Raw genomic sequence first — 10038 nt, 5'->3', positions numbered from 1 at the left:
ACTGTATGTTTGGTTCACCGCACCTCGATACGACCGAACACACCACGCGGCCGTGGCGAATTCACGCCATTGCCAGAGATTTCCGCGTTCTCGACGTGTGGGCGCTGCCCACACCTGGCGGTCAGGTCGACTTCCCTCGCCTGGTGCAATTGATGGCCACTTTCGACCCCGCACGCACCTCGACGGTGGTGCGCGGATTGTTCGCCGCTCGATGGATGCTCGGCCGACTGTTCGGTCTCGACGGTCAGGATTCGGGTCTCGGGACCAGGGTGCCCAGCCTGCGCGACCGGGTACCCGCCGAAATAGCCCACACCCCAGTGCATTTCCATACAGACGTGTTCACGCCGCTATACGTCGCCGACGACGAGTTCGCCCTCGAGATCGCGAACCGGACCGTGCACGGCGTCCTGCACGTCGGTTGGGTGCCCGACGAAGCGGTCGGCCACCGCGGCCAGATGGCGGTCCTGGTGAAACCGAACGGGGTGCTGGGCGCGGCCTACCTCGCGGCGATCGCGCCGTTTCGGCACCTCATCGTCTACCCGCTGATGCTGCGCGACATCGGGCGCGCGTGGCACATGGCAATGGAGGCCAATCGATGACCACTGATGTGCGTCAAATCGACGTTCCCGCAACAGTCCTGGCGTTGAGCACGCTACCCCGCATCGACTACAGCGATGCGTTCGTCTTCGACCACCGCGGTGACGAGACCCCGGAGGACCTGATGCGCGGCATCCTTGAGGGCGCGCCCCCTGCCGTCCGCGCCCAGCTGTTCTCCGGCTGGTCGGCCATCGGGTTGAAGGTGACAGGCGGGTCGGAGGGTTCGGTGCTCGGCTGGGAGGTTCGGCGTTCGACGCCGGAGCATGTGCTTCTCGGCGCCGACTCACGCATCGGAATGCCCGGCGAACTGCTCCTGAAAAAAGACGACGGCGCACTGACCTTCTCGACGTTGGTGGCGCAGCGGAACCTGCTCGCGCGTGCGGTGTGGGCCGTCACGGAACCCCTGCACGTGCGCGTGGTCCGCGACCTCCTCGCTCAGGCAGCCCAGCGGCTGCGAGCCTGAATCAGGGCGCGGGCGGCGACGGTGCCAACCACGGCAACAGCGGCGGTGGCGGTGGCGCCGGTTCGGGCTCGGGCGCAGGCGGTGGCGCGGCGCCCGGCGCCAGCGGCGGGGTCGGATTCACTGGCATTCCGGCGGGCGGGACGGGAGTGGCGTTCATCGGCCGCTGCGTCAGCAGCAGCAGGGCGTCGCGCCCGGTGATCTCCTGGGTTTGATAGGCGTGCCACAGGTCGCGCAGGTACGACCCGCGGCCCTGGTTCGGGTCGGGCGTATCGGTGGTGCCCGGCGGCAGGTTCTCCGGGCTCGACAAATGCTGCGTGCCGTCGGGAGGTGTCGGCAGGGCGCCCGCCGCGGCCTGGACGGTGCCGTCGGGCGCAGGCCCGGGCGCGGGGCTGGGAATCGCCGGGTCGACGGGCGTTGGCGGAGGGATTGGAACGGGGTCGGCAAACGCCTGCGGCGTGCCGAGTGTCAATGCCATCCCCAGCGCTCCCGACGCAATGGTGAGCGCCATCGTCTCGCTGCTGATCCTCACCCGAGGCCCCCTTCCCGTAAGCGCGTTGAGCCGGTGCTACAGGGTGCTTCCGTTTGGTAGACAAAATTGTTACACCTGGGATAGCTGTGACCAAGCAGTTAATAGATTTTTTAGCCTCGGGAACACGTTTCACTCGGAGTTTGACGTAACCGGCCGCACCGGCCCCCAACTGTGGTGTAGCAATGCGATAGAGCACTAGACAACGTCATCGAGGAGTGCATCTATGCCGTCCCCGGACCTCCCCCCCGGCTTCGACTTCACCGACCCCGACATCTACGCCGAGCGGCTGCCCATCGAGGAATTGGCGCACATGCGCAAGGTGGCGCCGATCTGGTGGCAGAAGCAGGAAAGAGGCAACCTCGCGTTCGGCGACGAGGGCTACTGGGTGGTGACCAAGCACAAGGACGTCAAGGAGATCTCCCGTCGCAGCGACGTCTTCTCCAGCAACAAGAAGACCGCGCTGCCGCGGTATCGCGACGAGGCCGATCCGGCGTCGCTGGAGGCGGGCAAGGTGGTGCTGCTCAATCAGGACGCCCCGCATCACACCCACCTGCGCAAGATCGTCTCACGGGCGTTCACTCCGCGGGCCATCGAATCACTGCGCGAAGAGCTGCGCGCCCGGGCGCACGACATCGTCGAGCGGGCAGCGGCCGAGGGGTCGGGTGATTTCGTCGAACAAGTGTCGTGCGAACTGCCGCTGCAGGCGATCGCCGGTCTGATGGGCGTCCCCCAGGAGGACCGCATGAAGCTGTTCGACTGGTCGAATCAGATGGTCGGCGACCAGGATCCCGAGTACGCCAGAAACGATCCGACGGCCGCCTCCGTCGAACTGATCATGTACGGCATGCAGATGGCCGCGGAACGCGGCAAGAATCCCGGCGACGACCTGGTGACCAAATTGGTCCAGGCCGACGTCGAAGGGCACAAGCTCACCGACGACGAGTTCGGCTTCTTCGTGATCCTGCTCGCGGTGGCGGGGAACGAGACCACGCGCAACTCCATCACCCAGGGCATGATGGCGTTCACCGAATTCCCGGACCAGTGGGAGCTTTTCAAGGCCCAGCGCCCAGCGACCGCGGCCGACGAGATCGTCCGGTGGGCGACGCCGGTGACCTCATTCCAACGCACCGCACTGGAGGACACCGAGCTGTCCGGAGTGAAGATCAAGAAGGGCGACCGAGTGGTGATGTTCTACCGCTCGGCGAATTTCGACGAGGACGTGTTCGACGATCCGTACAAGTTCGACATTCTGCGAGACCCCAACCCGCATGTGGGTTTTGGCGGTACCGGCGCGCACTACTGCATCGGCGCCAACCTCGCGCGAATGACGATCGACCTGATCTTCAACGCGATCGCCGACGAAATGCCCAACCTGACGCCGATCTCCCCGCCGGAGCGGCTGCGTTCGGGCTGGCTCAACGGGATCAAGCACTGGCAGGTTGACTACACCGGGAAAAGTCGGGCCGCGAGCTAGCCGTTGGGTAGTCGATGATCGAACGCCAGTAGTCCTCGGGTATTTCGGCGCCCGACCGCAACACGATCGCCAGGCCGGTGGCCATCGCGATACCGAGCAGGCCGAGCCACAGCCCGGTCAGACCGATGAGCACCCAGCACACCGTGGTCAGCATCGGCCACGGGGACAGCACCGCGAGCACAGGCGCGAAGAAGAACCCGGCGCCGATGTACCACGACGACCCCGCACGGTCCGAGATCAGCACGAAACGCAGCCAACGGGGAATGTTCTGCTCGGTCCTCATGCTCACACCGTCCCGCGGGTAGGTAAGCGGTGCAATTACCTGACAGGTAGTGGCCGCGGTCCGCGCGGTGCGCGACACTTGGCGCGTGACCACCCTCGTCCAGAGCCCGCCCTTCGGCTCGCTGATGCGTCAATGGCGGCAGCGTCGCCGGCTGTCCCAACTCGACCTCGCCATCGAGGCCGATGTCTCGGCTCGGCACGTCAGCTTCATCGAGACGGGCCGCTCGGCGCCCAGCCGAGAGATGGTGCTACGGCTGGCCGACGTGCTCGACGTGCCGCCGCGCGAGCAGAACCAGCTGCTGATGGCCGCGGGTCTGGCACCGGTCTACCGGGAACGATCGTTGGACGATCCCGACATGGCTGCGGTGCGAGCCGGTGTCGAGCGGGTCCTCAACGCCTACAACCCTTTTCCGTGTGTGGTGGTGGACAGGGGTTGGCAGATCGTGCACGCCAACGCCGGTGCGGCGGTGCTGCTCGAGGGGGTGGCGCCGCACCTGTTGGAGCGGCCGAACGCACTGCGCATCGCCGTGCATCCCGAAGGTCTGGCGCAGCGTATCCGCAACCTCGGGCAGTGGCGTCATCACCTGATCGACCGGTTGCGGCATGAGGCGGCGGTCAGCGGCTCGGGCGAGTTGGCCGCCCTGCTCGCCGAGATCGAGTCCTACCCAGGCGGTTTGGAGGAAACGCGCGACCTCGGCGGTGTCGCGGTGCCGCTGGAGTTGTACGCCAAGGACGGGCAGGTGCTGACGTTTTTGAGCACCGTGACGACGTTCGGCACCGCGCTGGATCTGACCGCCGCCGAACTGAGCATCGAGGCGTTCCTTCCCGCGGACGAAACGACCGCCGCGGTGCTGCGCGGGTAATAGAGTCAGGCGGCATGCAGACCCGACACATGATGGTGACCGCGGCGGTGCTCGTGGTGGGGCTCGCCGGCTGCGGTGGCCAGCCGCCCGCGCTTGGCGGTACCACCGCGAAGGTGACTATTGACGGCAGGGACACCGGAAACCCGCACGCGGTGACGTGTTCACAGACGGGGTGGGCATGGACCATCGAGACTCCGGAGAAAAACAGGAGTTTCACCGCGGTCATCGGCACCGGCGACGAGGTCACCGTCAAATCGGTCGATTTCAATGACTTTGGCGGATTCTCCGGCATCTCTTGGGGCGACATCGGTAAGGCCGAGGTGACGAGCGTCGGTGGCAAGTACACGATCACCGGATCTGCGGACGGCAGCTTCAGCGACAAGCCGGGCAAGGAAGTGACCGCGACTTTCAGGATCGAAGCCTCCTGCTGAGCACGTCGAGCGCGGCCGTGCACCAGCCGATGTTGGCCTGCTCGTACATGCGCCCGCCCATCAGCGTCAGGTAGGGCCCGATGCGTTCGGCGTCGGGTTCGAAATCGTCGGCGTCGCAGCCGTCGAGCATGTCGGCGAGCAGTCGGTCGTAGCGGGCCAGCTTCACGCGTGCCCGGTCCAGGCGGGCCGTCAGATCCGTGGTGACTGCGTGCGCATCGCCGACATCGACGGCTTGGAGCTTGACCAACAATTCGTCGCGCATCGCCACCGGCTTGGCGGGCGTGGAGGTGAAGTTGTTCAACTCCGCGCGGCCCGCCTCCGTGAGGGTGAACACCCGCTTGTCGGGTCTGCGCTGCTGGCGCACCAGGCGCGCCTCGACGAGCCCGGCTTCTTCGAGTCGGTCGAGTTCGCGATACAGCTGCTGGGGTGTCGCCGACCAGAAGTTGGCGACCGACACGTCGAACCGCTTGGCGAGCTGATAGCCCGACGCCTCACCTTCCAACAACGCGGCCAGCACCGCGTGGCCCAATGCCATCTAGACACCCTCCCAAGCACGCACTAGTGTCTGTTGCACCTATTCAACTAATTGCCTATGAGGTGGTCAAGTGGTGCACCCATTCCGACGCGCCATCGAAGCGCGTGATCTCGACGCGGCCGTCGCCTTGATGCGTGATGACGTGGTGTTTCGCAGTCCGGCTGTGTACAAGCCGTATCACGGGGCCGAGGCGGTGCGCCGGATCCTGGAGGCCGTCATCGCGGTGTTCGAGGACTTCCGCTACGTCCGCGAGATCGGTGCGGAGGACGCACGCGACCACGCGCTCGTCTTCGAGGCCAGGGTCGGCGACAGGCAGATCGAGGGCTGTGACTTCATCTATCTCGACGAGCACGGCGCGATCAGCGAGTTCACGGTGATGGTCCGGCCGATGTCGGGGTTGCTCGCGCTGGCCGAGGCGATGAAGGTGCAGCTCTCGCGGGTGTAGCAATTCCCGGGCCGAACGTTCCTTACCGCTCGAAAAATCGACCAATTTTCGAGCGGTAAGGAACGTTCGCGCACGCGGATGTAACTGGTAAGACCACTTGACCTCTGGCCTGTGGCCTGGCATGCTGCCGGCATGGCCCTGCAACCGGTGAACCGCCGCTCGGTGCCCGAGGACGTCTTCGAGCAGATCGTCACCGAGGTGCTCAGCGGCGAGATGCAACCCGGCGAGGCGCTGCCGAGCGAGCGCAGGCTGGCCGAGGTGCTCGGGGTGTCGCGCCCCGCCGTGCGCGAGGCATTGAAGCGACTGACCGCCGCCGGCCTGGTGGAGGTGCGGCAGGGCGACGCCACCACCGTGCGGGACTTCCGCAGGCACGCCGGACTAGACCTGCTCCCCCGGCTGCTGATCCGCGCCGGTGAACTCGACCTGTCCGTCGTGCGCAGCATCCTGGAAACCCGACTTCACAACGGGCCCAAGGTCGCTGAGTTGGCGGCGGCGCGTCGCCCCCCGGAACTCGCGGCGTTACTCGACGACGTGCTGGGCAAGTTGGCGCACGAGAAGGATCCCATCGGGCAACAGCGTCTGGCGCTGACGTTCTGGGACCACATCGTCGACGGCGCAGACTCGATCGCGTTCCGGTTGATGTACAACACACTGCGCGCGACGTACGAACCCGCGCTCGCCGCGCTGGCCGCCGTGATGGCCGATGAGGTCGGAAGACCCGACGCCTACCGCGAACTCGCCGAGGCGATCGCCGCGGGCGATCCGCCGCGCGCACGCACGGCCGCACAGGACGTGCTCGAACCCGCGACCACCGCGCTGCTCAGCGTTATCGACAACCTGGAGGAGCAACGATGACCATCTCGACCGACCGGCCAACCCGCCGAGGTTTCACCCTGGCCGATGCCGGCCGGGAGTTCTGGAAACACCCGTCCCCCTGGATGATCGGCGTTGTCTTCGTCGCGGCGCTGACCGCGCGCATCGTCGTCGGCGACTGGCACATCACCGACGCGGTGGTGCCCCTGGTGATGGTGGCGCTTTTCCCGTTCTTCGAGTGGATCATCCACGTGTTCATCCTGCACTGGCGGCCGAAGCGAGTCGGCAGGCTGACCTTCGATCCGCTGCTCGCCCGCGAACACCGGGCCCACCACATGGAACCACGCAACGTTCCGCTGATCTTCATCCCGTGGAAATCGCTTGTGTCGTGGGTGCTTCCGCTCACCGTCGCCGTAGCACTGCTGGCGTTCCCGCGCCTCGGCATGGGCCTGACCTACCTGGTGTTCATCGCCGCGATGGGGCTGGTCTACGAATGGACCCATTACCTCATCCACAGCGATTACAAGCCGAAAACCGCTGTGTATCGGGCGATTTGGCGTAATCACCGCAATCACCACTTCAAGAACGAGCACTACTGGTTCACGGTGACCAGTTCCGGCACCGCCGACCGGGTGCTCGGCACCTACCCTGACATCGCCACCGTCGCGACATCACCGACAGCGAAGAATCTGCACGCCGACGTCGCGTAACGCTACTGGACGATGATCGGGTCGCCGATGCTCACCGTGTTGTAGTACCACGCGGCATTGTCGGGGCTGAGGTTGATGCAACCGTGGCTGACGTTCGAATTGCCCTGTGACGCCACCGACCACGGTGCGGAATGGACATAGACTCCGCCCCACGTGACGCGAACGGCGTTGTTGACGGTCAGCTTGTAACCCTCGGGATCGGACAACGGAATGCCGATGGTGCGCGAGTCCATGATGACGACCGATTGCTTCTCCAGCGCCGAGAAGGTGCCCTTAGGCGTCGGGAACTTCGGCTTGCCCATGGATGCGGGCATCTGCCGTGCCACCTGTCCGTCGATGCTGACGGTGAACGTGTGCGCGCTCACGTCGGCGACACCGACTGTCGTGGCGCCGGTCTCGAAGGATGTCTTCGCGCCGCCCGCCGTCACCATGATGTTCGAATGAGCCGGCCAGAACCCCGACGGAGTCCATTGCACGACACGGTCATTGAGCCAACTGAAGGAACCGGCGGGAGTCGCGGGAGAGCTGAACGAGATGGTGCGTTCTGCGCCTGGGCGGTCCGCGATCGACTGAGCGAACGTCACTGTCACCGGCATCGCCACGCCGACCTTCTGCCCGGGCGACGGGGTGATGCTGACGACATCGGTCGGTGTGGTGACGCTTGCCGCACTGGTGGTGACGGATTCGGCGAGGGCGATTGTGGCAATCCCCACCACGACAAGCAGATTACGAACGGCTCTACGCACTTTCACATTTCCTCCGTGGTGGACACCTCAGCAAGCTTCCATCCTAGTTGGCACCCGTCGAATCCTCGGGAAGCTGCAAGTCAGGGCCGGTTCGCATGTCGCGTCAACGCACGACGGCTACGGCGCGGTTGATGCCCAGCAGCGTGTAACCGAGGGCGAGCGCACCGCACGCGAGCACACAGATGTTCACGACCACCGACGCCGTGCCGATGCTTCCCGGGTCCAGGAAGTAGTACGGCGCACGCCTGCCCACGTGGTTCAGCACGAGCAGCGCCAACGCCAGATATGCCGCCGGATAGACCAACCATGCCACCGGCTGCCACCACCGGACCTTCGCCCGATCCCGACCGACCAACAGCCAATCAGTCAGTGCCAGCACGGGAACGACGACATGCAACAGCAAGTTGGCCGGCGTGTAACCCATGCTGCGCTCGGTCAGGAACAGATTCCAGATGACGCCTGCGATCAACACGTAGAGCACCACCGCACCGCGCAAGCCCACTCTGGCGTCCGCGCGGGGCAACGCAAGCGACCACACGTAGTACCCGGCGGCAAGGACGTTGGCTTGATACGTGAACGTGCTGAGTCGCCACAGCAGACCCGACCGCGCCGACGTCGCCACCACGATCAGGGCCAGGACCACCGCCACCACAATGCCGACGCGCAGCGTCACTCGAAGCACCTGCACGCCTGCGAGCGTATCCGCGCGGATCAGGCAGGCGGGGTGAGCGGCGCCGGGGGCGGCGCCGCCGCGGGATCGGCGGGCGGTGCGACATCGGACGGCGGCACGTCGTCATTAACCCCGTGCAGCCGGTCCCTGATCCGGCTGAGGAGGCCAGGCCGCTCCTCCGGAGGGGGCGGCACCGGCGGCGACTGCTCCGGCGGCAGCGGCGCGTCGGCAGGCGGCGCAGGCGCAGCCGCGGGATCGGGCGGCAGGCCGTCGGCCGGGGGCGTGTCCGGCGCTGGCGCGGGTGCCTCCGGGAGGCTGACGGGTGTCTCGCTGTAGACGGGCGGCGGGTCCTCCGCGGCGGGTGCCTCCGGCGGCTCAGGCTGCGGGGGCACCGCCTCGACGACCGGCGCGGGCGGTGCGACGGCGATCGGTGCCTGGTACCGCGTGACGGCCGCCGGTGTCTCCTCGGTGACCTTGGCTGCGGGCCGCGGTTCCGCCGTCGCGTTGTCTCTCTTGGGAACCAGCTGCAGGCTGACCGCGACCGACGCCGAGACGGTGAACGTCAGCACCCCGGCCACGAGTAGGGCCAGCGGGCCCGCCTGACTGAGCTGCCGACGACGGGGCTCCGCAGTGGGCTGCTCGCCGAAGTGGTGGGCATCGTCGAGGTGGCTGAAGTCGACGTTCTGCGCGGAGGCCAGCGCCGCGCCCCGCGCGAGAGCGAGTTGCGCCTCGGCGGGCGCGAACACGGGTACAGCCAGCGCTTCCTCGAGGACGGGCAGCAACTCGTCATCGCCGCCGGAGCCGACCATGACCAGGGCCTCGGGCTGCCAGTCAGCCCGGGCGAACAGGCTGCTCAACCAGCGGATGAGGTCGTCCTCGCTGACGATCCTGCGATTGACCGACGTCTGCACCGCGCCGTCGCGAAGGTGCACGATCAACGTGATCACGGTTTCGGGCTCGAGCACGCACACCGCCGTGGTGCCGAAACCGATGACCTCGGCGATGCCGCGCGCCAACGCCTCGGTGGCCTCGGGCAGCCGAACCGGCACCACGTTGTCGAACCCCGAGTCGGTCAACGACTTCAGCAACAGCGAGGCCTCGGCATTGGCGTCGTCGCTCCAGGTCACCCCGATCGAGTGCAGGCGATGACCGGACGTGAGCGCGATCGCCTCACTGCGCCGCACCGCGGCCGCCGCCTGTCGGGAGGTCTGGACCGCGTCGCACCGACCCCGGAATCCCACCTCGAACGCATTGCGGTCCATCGTGGCGCCGTCGGCGTCCTGCCCTTCGACGAGGACGAGGCCGACGGCGGACGGCGTTACCGATAAGCCGAGTACGGCGTCCACTCACACCCCTTCGGACGTCCACCTGTCGGGGTGACACTACCTGCACCCGGCGCTACCGGCTCATCGGGCGTTGGGCGCCTGCCGGTTGTTCGAAAATCGAAATGTGCTGTGCCCCAGGAAAGTCCTGCCCATCC

14 protein-coding genes are annotated in these 10038 nt (G+C 66.6%); 8 read left to right on the top strand and 6 right to left on the bottom strand.

The window, feature by feature from the left end; genetic code table 11:
- Nucleotides 1-5: 5 nt before the first annotated feature.
- Together A5724_RS15690 and A5724_RS15685 are read left to right on the top strand one after the other, a co-directional pair.
- Complete coding sequence (locus A5724_RS15690; protein ID WP_067803400.1) at nucleotides 6-599, top strand: DUF2867 domain-containing protein; 594 nt, start codon at nucleotides 6-8, stop codon at nucleotides 597-599.
- A complete protein-coding gene (locus A5724_RS15685; RefSeq protein WP_067803397.1) occupies nucleotides 596-1060 on the top strand; it encodes a DUF2867 domain-containing protein in 465 nt (154 codons plus the stop codon). Before A5724_RS15690 ends, A5724_RS15685 begins: the two co-directional genes overlap by 4 nt.
- A 1-nt stretch (nucleotide 1061) precedes the next feature.
- Here the strand turns inward: A5724_RS15685 and A5724_RS15680 are convergent, their stop codons facing one another.
- A complete protein-coding gene (locus A5724_RS15680; RefSeq protein ID WP_369830639.1) occupies nucleotides 1062-1589 on the bottom strand; it encodes a hypothetical protein in 528 nt (175 codons plus the stop codon).
- Between the two features lie 223 nt (nucleotides 1590-1812).
- Here A5724_RS15680 and A5724_RS15675 point away from each other — a divergent pair, with 223 nt between their 5' ends.
- Entirely contained in the window at nucleotides 1813-3063 is a 1251-nt protein-coding gene (locus A5724_RS15675; protein WP_067803393.1) for a cytochrome P450, read from the top strand.
- Here A5724_RS15675 and A5724_RS15670 read toward each other — a convergent pair.
- Nucleotides 3014-3346: a hypothetical protein gene (locus tag A5724_RS15670; RefSeq protein WP_067803390.1), complete on the bottom strand. Its 333-nt coding sequence runs from the start codon at nucleotides 3344-3346 to the stop codon at nucleotides 3014-3016. The two genes, A5724_RS15675 and A5724_RS15670, sit on opposite strands and share 50 nt — an antisense overlap.
- Nucleotides 3347-3470: 124 nt before the next feature.
- On the opposite strand from A5724_RS15670, the gene A5724_RS15665 reads away from it, so the two are divergent.
- Together A5724_RS15665 and A5724_RS15660 are read left to right on the top strand one after the other, a co-directional pair.
- Nucleotides 3471-4208: a helix-turn-helix domain-containing protein gene (locus A5724_RS15665; protein ID WP_156752314.1), complete on the top strand. Its 738-nt coding sequence runs from the start codon at nucleotides 3471-3473 to the stop codon at nucleotides 4206-4208.
- A 14-nt stretch (nucleotides 4209-4222) separates the two neighbouring features.
- Nucleotides 4223-4639: a lipoprotein LpqH gene (locus A5724_RS15660; RefSeq protein ID WP_067803387.1), complete on the top strand. Its 417-nt coding sequence runs from the start codon at nucleotides 4223-4225 to the stop codon at nucleotides 4637-4639.
- Here A5724_RS15660 and A5724_RS15655 read toward each other — a convergent pair.
- A complete protein-coding gene (locus A5724_RS15655) occupies nucleotides 4617-5174 on the bottom strand; it encodes a PadR family transcriptional regulator (protein WP_067803384.1) in 558 nt (185 codons plus the stop codon). The genes A5724_RS15660 and A5724_RS15655 overlap by 23 nt on opposite strands.
- Before the next feature lie 70 nt (nucleotides 5175-5244).
- On the opposite strand from A5724_RS15655, the gene A5724_RS15650 reads away from it, so the two are divergent.
- The 3 genes from A5724_RS15650 to A5724_RS15640 all read left to right on the top strand — a co-directional run bounded on the left by A5724_RS15650 (nucleotide 5245) and on the right by A5724_RS15640 (nucleotide 7142).
- Entirely contained in the window at nucleotides 5245-5619 is a 375-nt protein-coding gene (locus A5724_RS15650; protein ID WP_067803381.1) for a nuclear transport factor 2 family protein, read from the top strand.
- Nucleotides 5620-5751: 132 nt separating this feature from the next.
- On the top strand, nucleotides 5752-6474 hold the full coding sequence (locus A5724_RS15645; RefSeq protein WP_067803379.1) for a FadR/GntR family transcriptional regulator: 723 nt from the start codon (nucleotides 5752-5754) through the stop codon (nucleotides 6472-6474).
- A complete protein-coding gene (locus A5724_RS15640) occupies nucleotides 6471-7142 on the top strand; it encodes a sterol desaturase family protein (RefSeq protein ID WP_067803376.1) in 672 nt (223 codons plus the stop codon). Before A5724_RS15645 ends, A5724_RS15640 begins: the two co-directional genes overlap by 4 nt.
- 2 nt (nucleotides 7143-7144) lie before the next feature.
- Here the strand turns inward: A5724_RS15640 and A5724_RS15635 are convergent, their stop codons facing one another.
- From A5724_RS15635 to A5724_RS15625, 3 genes are all read right to left on the bottom strand, one after another.
- Nucleotides 7145-7888 (bottom strand): L,D-transpeptidase family protein, encoded by a 744-nt coding sequence (locus tag A5724_RS15635; protein WP_067803833.1) that lies wholly within the window; start codon nucleotides 7886-7888, stop codon nucleotides 7145-7147.
- A gap of 103 nt (nucleotides 7889-7991) precedes the next feature.
- Entirely contained in the window at nucleotides 7992-8576 is a 585-nt protein-coding gene (locus tag A5724_RS15630) for a Pr6Pr family membrane protein (RefSeq protein ID WP_232004857.1), read from the bottom strand.
- A gap of 23 nt (nucleotides 8577-8599) precedes the next feature.
- Nucleotides 8600-9904 carry a hypothetical protein gene (locus A5724_RS15625; RefSeq protein ID WP_067803373.1) on the bottom strand — a complete coding sequence of 435 codons (1305 nt, stop codon included), beginning with the start codon at nucleotides 9902-9904 and terminating at the stop codon, nucleotides 8600-8602.
- Nucleotides 9905-10038 lie beyond the last annotated feature (134 nt).

The sequence above is a fragment of the Mycobacterium sp. ACS1612 genome, from assembly GCF_001667505.1.
GTDB lineage: Bacteria > Actinomycetota > Actinomycetes > Mycobacteriales > Mycobacteriaceae > Mycobacterium.
This window is presented reverse-complemented; position numbering and strand designations above follow the sequence as displayed.

Coding starts and splice junctions, on each gene's coding strand:
- A5724_RS15690 (WP_067803400.1), top strand. CDS start 6: ATGTTTGGTTCACCGCACCTCGATACGACCGAACACACCACGCGGCCG.
- A5724_RS15660 (WP_067803387.1), top strand. CDS start 4,223: ATGCAGACCCGACACATGATGGTGACCGCGGCGGTGCTCGTGGTGGGG.
- A5724_RS15655 (WP_067803384.1), bottom strand. CDS start 5,174: ATGGCATTGGGCCACGCGGTGCTGGCCGCGTTGTTGGAAGGTGAGGCG.
- A5724_RS15665 (WP_156752314.1), top strand. CDS start 3,471: ATGCGTCAATGGCGGCAGCGTCGCCGGCTGTCCCAACTCGACCTCGCC.
- A5724_RS15640 (WP_067803376.1), top strand. CDS start 6,471: ATGACCATCTCGACCGACCGGCCAACCCGCCGAGGTTTCACCCTGGCC.
- A5724_RS15670 (WP_067803390.1), bottom strand. CDS start 3,346: ATGAGGACCGAGCAGAACATTCCCCGTTGGCTGCGTTTCGTGCTGATC.
- A5724_RS15685 (WP_067803397.1), top strand. CDS start 596: ATGACCACTGATGTGCGTCAAATCGACGTTCCCGCAACAGTCCTGGCG.
- A5724_RS15675 (WP_067803393.1), top strand. CDS start 1,813: ATGCCGTCCCCGGACCTCCCCCCCGGCTTCGACTTCACCGACCCCGAC.
- A5724_RS15645 (WP_067803379.1), top strand. CDS start 5,752: ATGGCCCTGCAACCGGTGAACCGCCGCTCGGTGCCCGAGGACGTCTTC.